Genomic DNA, 13,727 nt, shown 5'->3' with positions numbered 1-13,727 from the left:
GGGCCCGTGCTGCTCACGGACCCGCCGCCCTGTGCGCGGTCATGCTGTGCGTGCGGTCGTGCTGTGCGCGCTCGCGCCTCAACCGGTGCTGACCACCACCGTCTTGGCCGCCTTGTCGTGCAGGCCCTGTTTGTACGGCTTGTCGAAGAAGCTCCAGCCGCCGCAGATCGCCGTCCAGATGCAGGCGCAGCAGAAGGCGAACGGCACCCAGAGCACCAGGGCGCGGGTGAGCGAGGTCTGGGTGGAGGGGGTCGCGCCGTTGTCCAGGTTGGCCACGCGCATGTGCAGCCACTTCTTGCCGAGGGTCTGGCCCGTCCTCGCGATCAGGAAGGTGTCGTAGGCGACGTAGAGCACGGCGGCGACGACCGACTGCCAGATGGTGCCGGACGTCTCGATCTTGTCGGTGTTCACGTTGTACTCGTGGGCACCGATCGGCCAGGTGACCAGCCAGACGACGATCCCGACGATGATCATGTCGATGATGCGCGCGAGGGTGCGCTTGCCGCTCTCGGCGAGCGGGGGCATGCCGGCGAGCGGGTCGGCGGGATAGCCGCCGGCTCCGTAGGGGCCACCGCCGGGGCCGGGGCCGTACGGGCCACCGCCGGGGCCGGGGCCGTACGGGCCGCCTTCCCCGCCGTAGGGGCCGCCGCCTCCGTACGGGCCGCCTCCGCCGGAGGGGCCGCCGCCGGCCGGCGGCGGGTGCTCGCCGCCGTAGGGGGGTGGCTGGCCGCCACCGGGCGGCGGGGGCTGCTGGGCGCCGCCGTACGGGGTGTCGTACGGCGAGCCCGACCCCTGGTCCGACGGCGGCCGCTTCCTCAGCGGGTCGTCGTCGGGGGGCTGCGGTCCGGAGCCGGGGGGCGGTTCACTGCTCATGGCCCGAGTGGACCGCGAACCTCCCGGATCCGCACCCGGCGGGCGGCCGGACGGAGTACGCGGGTGTCCCCCGCGTCAGTCCGCGACGAAGGTGTGGGCCGCCTTGTCGTGCCAGCACTGGTGCCAGGGCCGGTCGAACAGGCACCACAGCACGCCCAGGATCCCGATGCCGAGCAGCCCGGGCACGCTGTAGACGAGCCAGCGGCGCAGCGCCGGGCCGAACGTCGGGGGCTCGTGCGCCTCGATGTCCCGCACCTCGAGACCGCACAGCTTCTTGCCCAGGGTGCGGCCCCACTTGACGGTCGGCAGCACCTCGTACAGGACGCCGGCGAGCAGCAGGACGGCGAGGACGATGCCCAGGCTCGTGCCGGTCGTGCCGTCGAGCAGCCAGACGGTGACCTCACGGCCGGACAGCTTGGCCGCGTCGATCTTCTGCTGGATGTGGTCGGCGGCCTTGATCCCGAGCGGTACGGCGGCGACGGCCGTCACGGCGCCCAGCACCAGGCTGTCGATCAGCCGGGCGGCGAACCGCTTGCCGAGTCCGGCCGGACGGGCCGCCGCCTGGCGGCGCGCCGCCGCCTGGAACACGTCCTCCACCGGCGGCTTCCACGGCGCCACCGGCTGCTCCTCCGCCCCTCCGGCCAGCTGGTGCACCTGCTGTGCCCAGGAGGCCTGACCGCCACCGGGTCCGGCGGTCAGCGGGGTGGCGGCGGGGGCCGGGGCCGGCCTGCCCTGCGCGGGCCCCGCCTGCTGCGGCACCGAAGGGGCCGCGGCGGAGGGCGGTCCGGCGTGGGGCGCCTGGGGTCCGGGGACGTTGGAGGCCTGCGGGGCCTGGGCCGCGTGGGCCTGGGGCGGCTGGGCGGCCGCGGCTCGCTCCGCGGCGGCCTTCCCGGCGCTGAAACCGGGACCGGCGGGCGCGGCCGAGGGCGCTCCGACCGGGCCCTGGACACCGGGTGCGCCGAGGCCGGGGTCCCCCGGGTGCGCCCCCTGCGCACCGCTCGGACCGCCGGCGCCCTGCACGGGGCCCGCACCGGGCTGTCCCGGAGCGGCCTGCCCCTGCGCGGAGCCGGGTGCCCCGAAACCGGTGCCGCCCGCGTGGCCGGGGTCGTGCGGGCCGAACCCGTCCCCGCCACCGGCTCCCGGGCCCGACGCCTGCGGGCCGAAGCCGGCCCCGCCGGGTGCGTGACCCGGGCTCCCGGGCGTCGCGCCCGGGGTGCCCGGTCCGCCGTCCGGTGCCGGCGCGCCGGGCCGGCCCTGGCCCGGGACCGGGCGGAACGTCATCGTGCCCTCGTCCCTGACCGCCGCCGGGCCCGGGACGGGACGGCGGAAGATGAAGGTGCCGCCGGGGTCGGGGGCGTCGTCGTCCGCGGCCGGGGCCGTGCCGTCGGCGCGGTGGGCGTGAGCGGCCGGGCCGTCGGCGGGCAGACGCGGGTCGGCACCCCAGGCGGCACGGCCGTCGGCGGCGGCACCGGACCCGCCGGGCCGCCCGGCGGGCGGGCCACCGGTGCCCGCCTGCCCCGCGCGGTCCTGTCCGCCGGCGCCCCAGGCGGGGGACCGCGGGTCCTCGTCGAAGAAGTGCGGGCCGGTCTCCTCCACGGCCGGGGCGGCCGGGGCGGCCGGGGCGGCCGGGCGGACGCCGGGCGGCGGGGTGAGCGGCTCGCCGTCCTCGGGCGCCGGGCGGCTGGTGCCGGGCACCCAGGAGGCGCCGTTCCAGTACCGGACGTAGCCGGGGATGGACGGGTCCGGGTAGTAGCCCTCGCGGGGCCTGTCGTCACCTGGGGCCGGGGTTGGGGCGCTCATGTCCGTCGTCCCGTATCTGCTCGGGGGTGGGATGGGGGGCTCCACATCTATCAGACGCGGGCTTCCGCCACCGCCAGTCCCACCGGACCCGCCCCTTTCCGGGCAACGGCGTACCCGGACGCGCGGTTCCGGGCAAAAAAATTCCACCGAACCCGCGTAATGGACGGGCCGCTGCCTCCTCTCCCCTGCCGCGGGCCCGTTGCGAGCGGGCCCCGGGCAGACCCGAGCAGAGAGGACACACGTCATGCATCACACCGTGGTGGAGCGGGAGCTGGAGTTGCGGCTGATCCTGTCGCCCGAGCGGAGCATCCCGGTCCCGGCCCGGCTGCGCTACCGCTGCGACGACCCGTACGCCGTCCACATCACCTTCCACACCGACTCCGAGCAGCCCGTGCACTGGACGTTCGCCCGTGAGCTGCTGGTGGAGGGGGTGTTCCGGCCGTGCGGGTACGGGGACGTGCGGGTGTGGCCGACGAAGGTCGACGGGCAGGGCGTCGTCCTCGTCGCGCTGAGTTCGCCGGACGGGGAGGCGCTGCTGGAGGCACCGGTCCCGCAGGTGTCGGCGTGGCTGGAGCGGACGCTGCGGGCGGTGCCGCCGGGCTCGGAGGGCGGGCAGCTGGGCATCGACGACGGCCTCGACCAGCTGCTCGCCCGGTGACCGGACCGGGCTCAGAGGACCTTGCCCGGGTTGAGGAGGCCCAGCGGGTCGAAGGCGTGCTTCACGGCCCGCTGCATCTCCACCCCGACCGGGCCGATCTCCCGGGCCAGCCACTCCTTCTTCAGGACGCCGACGCCGTGCTCCCCGGTGATGGTGCCGCCCAGCTCCAGGCCGAGGGCCATGATCTCGTCGAAGGACTCCCGGGCCCGCCGGGACTCGTCCTCGTCCTGGGCGTCGAAGCAGACGGTGGGGTGGGTGTTGCCGTCGCCGGCGTGCGCGCAGACGCCGATGGTGAGGTCGTACTTCTCGGCGATCCGCTCCACGCCGTCGAGCATCGCGCCGAGCTTCGACCGGGGCACGCACACGTCGTCGATCATCGTCGTGCCCTTGACCGCCTCCAGCGCGGTCAGCGAGAGCCGCCGGGCCTGGAGGAGGAGTTCGGACTCGGCCGCGTCCTCGGCCGGGACGACCCCGGTGGCGCCGGCCGCCTCGCACAGGGCGCCGACGGCGGCGAGGTCGGCGGCGGGCGCCGGGGTGTCGAAGGCGGCCAGCAGCAGTGCCTCGGTGGTCTCGGGCAGACCCATGTGGGCGAGGTCGTTGACCGCCTTGACGGTCGTACGGTCCATCAGTTCGAGGAGGGACGGCAGATGACCGCCCTCCATGATCCGGCAGACGGCGTCGCAGGCGGCCGTCGCGGACGGGAACTCGGCCGCCAGCACCAGCTGCTGCGGCGGCTTGGGCTTCAGCGCGAGGACCGCGCGGACCACGATGCCGAGGGAGCCCTCGGAGCCGACGAACAGCCGGGTGAGGTCGTAGCCCGCGACGCCCTTCGCGGTGCGGCGCCCGGTGGACAGCAGGCGGCCGTCGGCGAGGACGACGTCCAGGCCGAGGACGTACTCGGCGGTGACGCCGTACTTCACACAGCACAGTCCGCCCGAGCCCGTGCCGATGTTGCCGCCGATCGTGCACATCTCCCAGCTGGAGGGGTCCGGCGGGTAGTACAGGCCGTGCGCCTCGACCGCACGGGAGAGGGTCGCGTTGATCACGCCGGGCTCGACCACGGCGATGCGGTCGACGGGGCTGATCTCCAGGACGCGGTCCATCTTGACGAGGGAGAGCACGATGCAGCCGTCCGTGGCGTTCGCGGCGCCGGACAGGCCCGAGCGGGCGCCCTGCGGGACGACGGGGACGCGTAGTTCGGTGGCGGTGCGCATGACGTGCTGCACCTCCTCGACCGTGCGCGGCAGGACGACCACGGCCGGGGCGCCGGCCGGGCAGAAGCTCGCCATGTCGTGGGCGTAGGAGGCGGTGACGTCGGGGTCGATGAGGACGGCCTCGGCAGGCAGGCCGGCCAGGAGCCGGTCGGTGAGGTCGCCGGTCGCCTCGTCGCAGGATGCTTCGATACGGCTCATGATCACAGGGTCGCACTCACGGCCATCGGTGTGAACCCCGGACGCCCTCCGCTTGGGCCGCACCGATCAGCTCGTCATATTGACGCACAGTGAGCGTCATGGACAACCGACTGAGCGCGCCCGGTACGTCCCTGCTGCCCGAGCCGCCCGCCCCGCGCCGCTCCCGGCGGTGGCTGCGGCGGGTGCTGGTGGCCGCACTGGCGGGCGGTGTCGCCGCCGGCACGGTGCTGGCGCTGCTGCCCGAGGAGCAGCCGCGGCGGCACCGGGCGGTCCGGCCGCCCGCCGCCGGACCGCAGGCGCCGGCGGCACTGACGGCGCTGACGGCCGGGATGCCGGTCGCCCTGCCGCAGCTGACGGCGCTCATCGGGCAGCAGGAGCTCCGGGTGCGGGAGCGGCCCGGGGACGCGCAGGCCTGGGCCGTGCTGGGGACCGCCTACGTGGAGCGGGGACGCCGGGCGGCCGACGCCGCCGACTTCCCGCGGGCCGAGCAGGCGCTGCGCACCTCGCTGGAGGTGCGGGGCGGGGCGAACGCCGAGGCGCTGGACGGGCTGACCGCGCTGGCGCTGGCACGCCGGGACTTCACGGAGGCGAAACGTTACGGCGAGGAGGCGCTGAAGCTCACGCCCCGGCGGTGGTCGGCGTATCCGCAGCTGATCGATGCCTACAACGGGCTCGGCGACTACGAGGCGGCCCGGCGGTCCCTGGACAAGCTGATGGCGCTGCACACCGGCGCGGCGGTGCGGCCGGCCGTGATGGCGCAGGCGTCGGCGGTGTACCGGGACCGGGGCTGGCGCGAGGACGCGGTGGCCCAGCTGACGGACGCGGCGGCCGCCGCCCGCACCCCGGCCGAGCAGGCCGCCTACCTGGCCGGGCTCGGGCAGCTGGCCTGGGAGCGCGGGGACCTGCAGGACGCGCTGCGGCACTTCGAGGCGGCCGTACGCCTCGACCCCGACCAGCGGGCGGCGCCGGTGGGGCGGGCGAGGGTGCTGGCGGCGCTGGGCCGTACGGCCGAGGCGCTCACCGCCTATGAGACGGCCCTGGCCAGGCAGCCGAACCCGCGGTACACGCTGGAACTGGGCGAACTGTACGAGTCGCTGGGGCAGGACCGGCTCGCGGCCACGCAGTACACGCAGGTCAGGGAGGAGGCGCGGCGGGAGGCGGAGGGCGGGGTCGACGACGATCTGCTGATCGGCCAGTACGAGGCGGACCACGGGGACCCGGTGGAGGCCGTGGACCGGTTGCGGGACGAGTGGGACCGCCAGCCGGGCATCGAGGTGGCCGACGCGCTCGGCTGGGCGCTGCACCGGGCCGGTGAGGACGAGGAGGCGTTGGAGTACGCCTGCGTCGCCACGGACAAGACGAAGGGCGGCGGGGTGCGCAGTGCCCTGTACACCTTCCACCGGGGCATGATCGAGGACGAGCTGGAGGAGTACGGGCCCGCCCGCAGGCATCTGCAGGAGGCGCTGCGCATCAACCCGTACTTCTCGCCCCTCCTGGCCCCGGCGGCGCAGGCGGCCCTGCGCTCGCTGGGCGACGTCCCGGACGAGCCGGCGCCCAGCGAGTAGGGCCTGCCGCTACAGGTTGCCGCGCTTTTCCTGCTCGCGCTCGATCGCCTCGAACAGGGCCTTGAAGTTGCCCTTGCCGAAGCCCATCGAGCCGTGCCGCTCGATGATCTCGAAGAAGACGGTCGGCCGGTCCTGGACGGGCTTGGTGAAGATCTGCAGCAGGTAGCCGTCCTCGTCGCGGTCGGCGAGGATCTTCAGCTCGCGCAGGGTCTCGACGGGCACGCGGGTGTCGCCGACCCACTCGCCGAGGGTGTCGTAGTAGGAGTCGGGGGTGTTGAGGAACTCGACGCCGGCCGCGCGCATGGTGCGGACGGTCTGCACGATGTCGTTGGTGTTCAGCGCGACGTGCTGGACACCGGGGCCGCCGTAGAACTCCAGGTACTCGTCGATCTGCGACTTCTTCTTGGCGATCGCGGGCTCGTTGAGCGGGAACTTCACCTTGAGGGTGCCGTCCGCGACGACCTTCGACATCAGGGCGCTGTACTCGGTGGCGATGTCGTCGCCCACGAACTCCTTCATGTTCGTGAAGCCCAGGACGTTGTTGTAGAACGCGACCCACTCGTCCATCTTGCCGAGCTCGACGTTGCCGACGCAGTGGTCGATCGCCTGGAAGGTGCGCTGGGCCGGCGGCTCGACCATCGGCCGGGCGGTGACGAAGCCGGGGAGGTAGGGGCCGTCGTAACCGGAGCGGTCGACCAGGGTGTGGCGGGTCTCGCCGTAGGTGGCGATGGCGGCGAGGACGACGGTGCCGTGCTCGTCCTTCATCTCGTACGGCTCGGCGACGCTCGTCGCACCCTGCGCGATGGCGTGGGCGTACGCGGCACGGGCGTCCGGGACCTCGATGGCCAGGTCGATGACACCGTCGCCGTGGTCGGCCACGTGCTGGGCGAGGAAGTGGCCCCAGGTGGTGCTCGGCTTGATCACCGAGGTGAAGACGAACCGGGCGGAGCCGTTCTCGAGCACGTAACTGGCGGTCTCGCGGCTGCCGTTCTCCGGTCCGGAGTACGCGACGAGCTGCATGCCGAAGGCGGTGGAGTAGTAGTGCGCCGCCTGCTTGGCGTTGCCCACGGCGAAGACGACCGCGTCCATTCCCTTGACCGGGAAGGGGTCGGCCTGCCGGGCGGTGTCGGGAGTGTGCTGTGTGGTCTGCGTCATAGCGGAAGGGTGGCCCCGCTCTGCAAGGTGCGCAATAGTTCGCGTATTCACTGGGCAATCTGACCAGCGATACGACCGCGTCGGCAGCCTTTGTGTACAGGATGACCATCTCGGGGGTCCCATGGCGATCGATCATCTGGACGGGCGCATCATCGTGCTGCTGGCCCAGGAGCCGCGCATCGGTGTGCTGGAGATGTCCCGGCGGCTCGGGGTCGCCCGGGGCACGGTCCAGGCGCGCCTGGACCGGCTCCAGTCGAACGGGGTCATCCGCGGATTCGGCCCCCAGGTGGATCCGGCGGCCCTCGGCTACCCGGTCACCGCGTTCGCGACGCTGCAGATCCGGCAGGGCCAGGGGACCGACGTCCGGGCACACCTGTCGACCGTGCCCGAGGTGCTGGAGCTGCTCACGACCACCGGCAGCGGGGACATGCTGTGCCGGCTGGTGGCCCGCTCGAACGCCGATCTGCAACGGGTGATCGACCGGGTCGTCGGTTTCGACGGCATCGTCCGCGCCTCCACGACGATCGTCATGGAGAACCCCGTACCGCTGCGGATCATCCCGCTGGTGGAACAGGCGGCGGGCGAGGGCCGGGACAGGGACGGACGGGGCGGGAGCTAGCAGCTCGGGACGGAGCCCTTGTGCTTCTCCAGGGACACCAGGGAGTCGATCGCGCTCTTCAGTGTCGTCACCGGGACCAGGCGCAGGCCCTTCGGGAGTTCGGCCTTGGCGTCGGCGCACTCCGCCTTCGGCACCAGGAAGACGGTGGCTCCGTCCCGCCGCGCGGCCTGCGTCTTCAGGGCCACCCCGCCGACCGCGCCGACCTTGCCGGAGGCGTCGATCGTGCCCGTGCCGGCGATGGTGCGGCCCCCGGTGAGGTCGCCGCCGCCGCCGTCGCCGTCCAGCTTGTCGATGATCCCCAGGGTGAACAGCAGCCCCGCGCTCGGCCCGCCCACGTCCGCGAGCTTCAGCGTGGCCTTGACCTTGTCGGGACTGAGGTTCAGGTACTTCAGCGCCGCCTGGGTCGCCGCGTCCTGGGACTGCCGCATCTGCGCCTGGTTGTGCCGCTCGATCTCCTTGACGGTGTCACCGCTCGGGTAGACGGCGTCGCGGGGCATGACGGCCCGGTCGGTGCGGAACCAGTTGCCGATCACGTCGCTCAGGGAGATCCGGGCGTCCGGGCCGGTCGCCGCGATCGTGACCATCCGCAGCTGTCCCGCGGGCTCGCGCACCGGCGCGCCGGAGACGGTGATCACCGGAGTGCCCTTGTTCTCCCCGAGCACGTTCGCCGTCGACCCGGGCTGCGCCAGCGTGAACGGCAGCGGTGCGAACGCCGCCGTGGCGATCAGGGCCACGACGGGTACGGCGCAGACGGCGAGGGCCTGGGGGCGCGTGAGACGTGAGAGCACGGGATCAATCTAACGCGACACGCCCCGCACCCCCTGTGGCGCGTAGGCGGGTACAGGTCCCAGCTCATGCCCGGTACAGGTCCCGGCGCTCCCTGGTGAACCGGCGCAGCGCCTCCGGGAGCGGTTCGACGCCGATGCCCGGGCCCGTCGGGACCGGGAGGTGGCCGTCCCGCAGGACGAACGGCTCGGTGATGTCCTCGGCGAAGTAGCGGGAGGAGGCGGAGGTGTCGCCGGGCAGGGTGCAGCCGGGCAGCGCCGCCAGCGCCAGGTTCGGGGCGCGGCCGATGCCCGTCTCCAGCATGCCGCCGCACCACACCGGGACCCCGTGCGCGTGGGCCACGTCGTGCACCCGGCGGGCCTCCAGGTAGCCGCCGACCCGGGCGGGCTTGACGTTCACCACCCGGCAGGCGTCCATCGCGATCGCGGAGGCGGTGTCCCGGGCGTGGTGCAGGGACTCGTCCAGGCAGACGGGCGTCCGCAGACGCTGCTGGAGCCGGGCGTACGCGTGCAGGTTGTTCTCCTCCAGCGGCTCCTCGATCAGCAGCAGCCCGAAGTCGTCCAGCCGCCGCAGGTGCTCGGCGTCCGCGAGGGTGTAGGCGGTGTTGGCGTCGACCTGGAGGGGCAGCGCCCCGCCGAAGCGCTCGCGGACCGCCCGCACCGGCTCGACGTCCCAGCCGGGCTCGATCTTCAGCTTGATCCGGACATAGCCCTCGGCGAGGTAGCGCTCGACGTCGTCCAGCAGCTCCGGGACCGAGTTCTTGATGCCGACCGACACCCCTGCGGGCACCCGGTCCCGTACCGCGCCGAGGCAGGTCGCGAGCGGCATGCCGTACGCCCGCAGTTCGGCGTCCAGGACGGCCGTCTCCAGGGCCGCCTTGGCCAGCTCGTGCCCCTTCACCCCGGCTGTCGCCGGTGCGAGGGCGGCGGCGGTGGGGCGGGGCAGGGCCGCCGCGCGCGGGATCAGGAAGTCGCGCAGCACGATCTCGGCGCCGGCCACGAACTCCGAGCAGTACAGCGGCTCGGGGTCGGCCGCGAACTCCGACCAGCCCTCGGCCTCGTCCGTCACGACGTGCAGCAGGAAGGTGTCCTTCGTCGTCATCGTGCCGAAGGAGGTGCGGAAGGCGGTGACCAGGGGGATCGCGACGTGCACGATTTCGACGCGTTCGAGCTTCACGCGGCCTTCTCCGCCCGGGTCAGCGTGTACCAGCCGTCGCGCGACATCCCGGTGGCCCGGAAGCCGTCCGCGCAGGCCGTCAGGAACACCTCGCGCACCGCGTGCCGCCAGCGCAGCGCCTGCTCCGGGTCGGCGGCGCGCAGCTCGACGATGTCGTCGGGGACGCGGCACCACAGGTAGCGGTCGGCGAGGTCGCGCCGGACGAGCGGTCCGCCGTCGGGGGCGAGCCGGGCCACCGGTCCGTGGCCCTCGGGACCGGACGGGGCGGGGGGCGCCCCGAGCCGCCAGGTCACGGTCAGCCGGTCGCTCTCGTCGCCGTCGTTCACGCCGTCGGTCATGGGGCCGTAGAAGTCGACCAGGTACTCGGTGCCGACGGCCCCCAGCTTGACCAGGTTGAAGCGGGCGTTGCGGCCGACCAGCGGGTCGAAGGTCCAGCGCATGCTGCGGGCGCCCAGGGCCAGGGCCCAGTCGCGCTGGGCCAGCTTCACGGCGTGCCCGAGGCCCCGCTCGGCGGCGGCCACCAGCGAGTACGTGCTCCGCTCGGGGCCGAGGACGGCGACGGACGCGCCGACGAGCCGCCGCCCGTCGTGCGCGGCGTGCACGGCGCCACCGGCGTGCACCAGGCTGTGCAGGACCTCGGCCGGGTAGGGCGGGGCGCTGCGGGACGTCCGCCAGACGTCGCTGAAGTAATCGGCCACGGCCGCGAGGGAGGCGACGTCGTGGACGGTACGGATGGTGACTCCTGCTGTCATGGCACGAGTCTCGAAGGAGCCGGCCCCGGCCGTGTTGTGCGAGCGGCCAAGGCATGCGTACGTTCGTTTGGCCATCCGCCAACAGTCTTCCGGGGACCCTCATGGACGCCTGCACCCTCGGCGACCTCCTCGACGTCGTCGGCGGCCCTGCCCTGCGGCTGCACACCGCGCCCGCCGGGCAGGCCGTCCCGGTCACCGAGGCGGTGCTGTACGACGGCCGCACCCCGCTCCCCCGCACGCCGGGCGCGCTGCTGCTCGCGGTCGGCGTGCCGGCGGCCCAGGCCGGACCGCTGCTGCGGGCCGCCGCCGAGGCCGGGATGACCGGGGTGGTGGTGCGCGGCGCGGACGGCCCGGTGGCGCAGGCGGAGGCGCACGGCGTGGCCCTGCTGTCCGTCGCCGAGGACGCCGCCTGGCACCACGTGCACCTGCTGCTGGTGTCGGCCGTCACCGCCGGACCCGGCACCTCCGTCACCGCCGACACCGGGCTCGGCGACCTGTTCGCGCTGGCCGACGCGATCGCGACGGCGACCGGCGGGGCCACCGCCGTCGAGGACCCCCGGCAGCGGCTCCTCGCCTACTCGACCGTCGCCGGGCAGCCGGTGGACGAGGACCGCCGGCAGAGCATCCTCGGCCGCCAGGTGCCGGCCAGCGCGGAGAACACCGAGCAGTACCGGCGGCTGTTCGCCGCCGACCGCCCGCTGCGGCTGCCCGCGCTGTCCGGCGCGGACCTGCCCCGGCTCGCGATGCCGGTGCGGGCCGGCGGGGAGACGCTGGGCTCGGTGTGGGTGGTCGACGGCGGCACGCTCGCCCCCGACGCCGAGGACACCCTCGCCCAGGGCGCCTCCACGGCCGCGCTCCTGCTGCTGCGGGCGCGGGCGGCACGGGAGCTGGCCCGGCACCGGGGCAGCGACCTGCTGCGCCGGCTGCTGGACGGCACGGCACCGGACGCGCCGACGGCCGCCGCCCGCCTGGGTGTCGACGGCCCGGCCCGGGTCGCCGCCTTCGTGCTGGACTCCGCCGCGAGCGTCCCGGACGCCGAACGCACGGCGCTGCGCCTGCTGGACGTCGTACGCCTGCAGTGCGAGGCGCGTTACGGCCGGCACGCGGGCGTGCTCGTGGACGGGGTGGTGTACGCGGTGCTGCCCGGGCCCGGCGAGCGGCACCGCAGGCTCGCCGAGGACATCGTGGCGCGGGCCGGGCAGGCGCTGCGGGTGCCGGTGCGGGCGGCGCTCGGCGAACCGGTGCCGGGCGCGGACGGCCTCGCGGACTCCCGGGCGGACGCGGACCTGGTGCTGCGGGTGCTGGACGCGCAACTGCCGGTGGCCACGGTGGAGGAGGTACGGGCGCGGGTGACCCTGCTCCGCCTCGGCGAAGTCATGGGCGAGCGCCGCGAGTTGAACGCGGGCGCCTGGCGCCGGGTACTGGCGTACGACGCCGGTCACGGCACGGAGTACGCCCGCACACTGGTCTGCTGGTTCGACGCGGGCTGCGACATGGCGGGCGCGGCGAAGCTGCTCGCCGTCCACCCCAACACCTGCCGCTACCGGCTCAGGCAGCTCCAGCAGCACGCCGAGGTCGATCTGGACGACCCCGACGAACGGCTGGTGCTGTGGCTCCAGTTGCGGACGCTGGCCGGACTCCGCGCAACCACGCGCTGAGCCCGTCCGCGCACCGCTCCAGGTGCTCCACGGGGACGTACTCCCCCGCCGTGTGAGCCAGGGAGGGGTCCCCGGGGCCGTAGTTGAGCGCGGGCACGCCGAGCGCGGCGAACCGGGCCACGTCGGTCCAGCCCAGCTTGGGCCGGGGCGCGGCACCGAGGGCCGCCACGAGGTCGCCGACCCGGTCCAGGTGGGGCAGGGCGCCGGGGACGACCTCGGTGACCCGGACGTCGTACTCGGGGAAGAGCCCCCGCACGTACGCCTCCGCCTCCCGCGGCGAACGGCTGGGAGCGAAACGGTGGTTGACGGTGATCCGGCACTCGTCGGGGACGACGTTCCCGGCAACCCCGGCCCGTACGGCGACGGCGCTCAGCCCCTCCCGGTACTCCAGCCCGTCGATCACGACCCGCTCGGGGGTGTGCTCGTCGAGGCGCTGCAGCACCCGGCCCGCCTTGTGGGCGGCGTTGACGCCCTTCCAGGCGCGGGCGGTGTGCGCACGGGCGCCCTCGACCACGATGTCGGCGGTGAGGATGCCCTGGCAGCCGGCCTCCACGCCGGCGTCGGAGGGTTCCATGAGGATCGCCAGGTCGGCGTCGAGCAGGTCGGGCCGCGCGGCGCCGATGCGGGCGAGCCCGTTCCGGTCGCCTTCCACCTCCTCGCACTCGTAGAAGACGTAGGTGAGGTCGCGGCCGGGGTCGTCGAGGCCGGCGGCGAGCCGCAGGGCGACGGCGACCCCGCCCTTCATGTCGCAGGCGCCGAGCCCGTACACCCGGCCGTCGGCGAGCCGCGAGGGCAGGTTCCCGGCGGCCGGAACGGTGTCCAGGTGGCCGGCGACCACGACCCGCTCCGGGCGGCCGAGGCCGGTGCGGGCGACGACCGAGTCACCGATCCGGTCCACGGCGAGGTGGGGCAGTGCGCGCAAGGAGGTCTCGACGGCGTCCGCGATCCGTCCCTCCCGCCCGCTCTCGGAGGGCAGGTCGACGAGGGCACGGGTGAGGGTGACGAGGTCGGCGGTGAGGTCGAGGGTGCTCATGCGGGGTCCTGGGGCCGGTCGCGCGCGGGGTCCTGAAGCCGGTGGAACTGGGAGTGCCGGATGCCGTAGGGGCCGTAGAGGCCGTAGACGATCAGTGCGGGCGCCCCGACGGCTTGCCGCCGCCTGGGCGCGGCCCACCGCGTCGTCCTCGCTCCGGCCCCCGGCCGACTGTCGGCTCTCTCCATGCCACTGCTTCCCTCCGCCTCCGGGCTGGGTATGCCCCTTGATGATGCGGAGGGG

The 13,727-nt window shown here is 74.4% G+C and carries 13 protein-coding genes; 4 read left to right on the top strand and 9 right to left on the bottom strand.

Going from position 1 to position 13,727, the window contains the following annotated elements; genetic code table 11:
• Window positions 1-78: 78 nt before the first annotated feature.
• Both AB0N17_RS06560 and AB0N17_RS06555 read right to left on the bottom strand, forming a co-directional pair.
• Window positions 79-873, bottom strand: a complete 795-nt coding sequence (locus tag AB0N17_RS06560; RefSeq protein WP_366010014.1) for an RDD family protein — start codon at window positions 871-873, stop codon at window positions 79-81.
• 75 nt (window positions 874-948) lie between these two features.
• Entirely contained in the window at window positions 949-2,673 is a 1,725-nt protein-coding gene (locus AB0N17_RS06555) for an RDD family protein (RefSeq protein WP_366010013.1), read from the bottom strand.
• A 244-nt stretch (window positions 2,674-2,917) separates the two neighbouring features.
• Here AB0N17_RS06555 and AB0N17_RS06550 point away from each other — a divergent pair, with 244 nt between their 5' ends.
• Complete coding sequence (locus AB0N17_RS06550; protein WP_366010012.1) at window positions 2,918-3,331, top strand: SsgA family sporulation/cell division regulator; 414 nt, start codon at window positions 2,918-2,920, stop codon at window positions 3,329-3,331.
• Window positions 3,332-3,342: 11 nt separating this feature from the next.
• Here AB0N17_RS06550 and AB0N17_RS06545 read toward each other — a convergent pair whose 3' ends face one another.
• A complete protein-coding gene (locus tag AB0N17_RS06545) occupies window positions 3,343-4,749 on the bottom strand; it encodes an FAD-linked oxidase C-terminal domain-containing protein (RefSeq protein ID WP_366010011.1) in 1,407 nt (468 codons plus the stop codon).
• 92 nt (window positions 4,750-4,841) lie between these two features.
• Here AB0N17_RS06545 and AB0N17_RS06540 point away from each other — a divergent pair, with 92 nt between their 5' ends.
• Window positions 4,842-6,308 (top strand): tetratricopeptide repeat protein, encoded by a 1,467-nt coding sequence (locus AB0N17_RS06540; protein ID WP_366010010.1) that lies wholly within the window; start codon window positions 4,842-4,844, stop codon window positions 6,306-6,308.
• A 9-nt stretch (window positions 6,309-6,317) separates the two neighbouring features.
• Here the strand turns inward: AB0N17_RS06540 and hppD are convergent, their stop codons facing one another.
• A complete protein-coding gene (gene hppD / locus AB0N17_RS06535) occupies window positions 6,318-7,463 on the bottom strand; it encodes a 4-hydroxyphenylpyruvate dioxygenase (protein ID WP_366010009.1) in 1,146 nt (381 codons plus the stop codon).
• Window positions 7,464-7,584: 121 nt separating this feature from the next.
• Here hppD and AB0N17_RS06530 point away from each other — a divergent pair, with 121 nt between their 5' ends.
• The gene (locus AB0N17_RS06530; RefSeq protein WP_366010008.1) at window positions 7,585-8,082 is read left to right on the top strand and encodes an Lrp/AsnC family transcriptional regulator; all 498 of its coding nucleotides are present in this window, start codon (window positions 7,585-7,587) and stop codon (window positions 8,080-8,082) included.
• On the opposite strand, the gene AB0N17_RS06525 is transcribed toward AB0N17_RS06530, so the two are convergent.
• The 3 genes from AB0N17_RS06525 to AB0N17_RS06515 all read right to left on the bottom strand — a co-directional run bounded on the left by AB0N17_RS06525 (window position 8,079) and on the right by AB0N17_RS06515 (window position 10,796).
• Window positions 8,079-8,870: a S16 family serine protease gene (locus tag AB0N17_RS06525; protein WP_366010007.1), complete on the bottom strand. Its 792-nt coding sequence runs from the start codon at window positions 8,868-8,870 to the stop codon at window positions 8,079-8,081. The genes AB0N17_RS06530 and AB0N17_RS06525 overlap by 4 nt on opposite strands.
• Window positions 8,871-8,934: 64 nt before the next feature.
• Entirely contained in the window at window positions 8,935-10,044 is a 1,110-nt protein-coding gene (gene menC, locus AB0N17_RS06520) for an o-succinylbenzoate synthase (protein ID WP_366010006.1), read from the bottom strand.
• Window positions 10,041-10,796 (bottom strand): chorismate synthase, encoded by a 756-nt coding sequence (locus AB0N17_RS06515; protein WP_366010005.1) that lies wholly within the window; start codon window positions 10,794-10,796, stop codon window positions 10,041-10,043. The genes menC and AB0N17_RS06515 overlap by 4 nt, the downstream gene beginning before the upstream one ends.
• Before the next feature lie 101 nt (window positions 10,797-10,897).
• Here AB0N17_RS06515 and AB0N17_RS06510 point away from each other — a divergent pair, with 101 nt between their 5' ends.
• Complete coding sequence (locus AB0N17_RS06510) at window positions 10,898-12,454, top strand: helix-turn-helix domain-containing protein (protein WP_366010004.1); 1,557 nt, start codon at window positions 10,898-10,900, stop codon at window positions 12,452-12,454.
• Here AB0N17_RS06510 and dapE read toward each other — a convergent pair.
• Entirely contained in the window at window positions 12,345-13,487 is a 1,143-nt protein-coding gene (gene dapE / locus AB0N17_RS06505) for a succinyl-diaminopimelate desuccinylase (RefSeq protein WP_366010003.1), read from the bottom strand. The genes AB0N17_RS06510 and dapE overlap by 110 nt on opposite strands.
• Entirely contained in the window at window positions 13,484-13,672 is a 189-nt protein-coding gene (locus AB0N17_RS06500; RefSeq protein WP_366010002.1) for a hypothetical protein, read from the bottom strand. The genes dapE and AB0N17_RS06500 overlap by 4 nt, the downstream gene beginning before the upstream one ends.
• Window positions 13,673-13,727 lie beyond the last annotated feature (55 nt).

Source organism: Streptomyces sp. NPDC051133, from assembly GCF_040682635.1.
Lineage (GTDB): Bacteria > Actinomycetota > Actinomycetes > Streptomycetales > Streptomycetaceae > Streptomyces.
The sequence above is the reverse complement of the archived record's forward strand: the minus strand, read 5'-3'. Positions and strand labels throughout refer to the sequence as shown.

Bases quoted from the DNA above. Each gene is read 5' to 3' on its own strand.
- AB0N17_RS06560 (WP_366010014.1), bottom strand. From the start codon at position 873: ATGAGCAGTGAACCGCCCCCCGGCTCCGGACCGCAGCCCCCCGACGAC.
- AB0N17_RS06555 (WP_366010013.1), bottom strand. From the start codon at position 2,673: ATGAGCGCCCCAACCCCGGCCCCAGGTGACGACAGGCCCCGCGAGGGC.
- AB0N17_RS06550 (WP_366010012.1), top strand. From the start codon at position 2,918: ATGCATCACACCGTGGTGGAGCGGGAGCTGGAGTTGCGGCTGATCCTG.
- AB0N17_RS06540 (WP_366010010.1), top strand. From the start codon at position 4,842: ATGGACAACCGACTGAGCGCGCCCGGTACGTCCCTGCTGCCCGAGCCG.
- hppD (WP_366010009.1), bottom strand. From the start codon at position 7,463: ATGACGCAGACCACACAGCACACTCCCGACACCGCCCGGCAGGCCGAC.
- AB0N17_RS06530 (WP_366010008.1), top strand. From the start codon at position 7,585: ATGGCGATCGATCATCTGGACGGGCGCATCATCGTGCTGCTGGCCCAG.
- AB0N17_RS06515 (WP_366010005.1), bottom strand. From the start codon at position 10,796: ATGACAGCAGGAGTCACCATCCGTACCGTCCACGACGTCGCCTCCCTC.
- AB0N17_RS06510 (WP_366010004.1), top strand. From the start codon at position 10,898: ATGGACGCCTGCACCCTCGGCGACCTCCTCGACGTCGTCGGCGGCCCT.
- dapE (WP_366010003.1), bottom strand. From the start codon at position 13,487: ATGAGCACCCTCGACCTCACCGCCGACCTCGTCACCCTCACCCGTGCC.
- AB0N17_RS06500 (WP_366010002.1), bottom strand. From the start codon at position 13,672: ATGGAGAGAGCCGACAGTCGGCCGGGGGCCGGAGCGAGGACGACGCGG.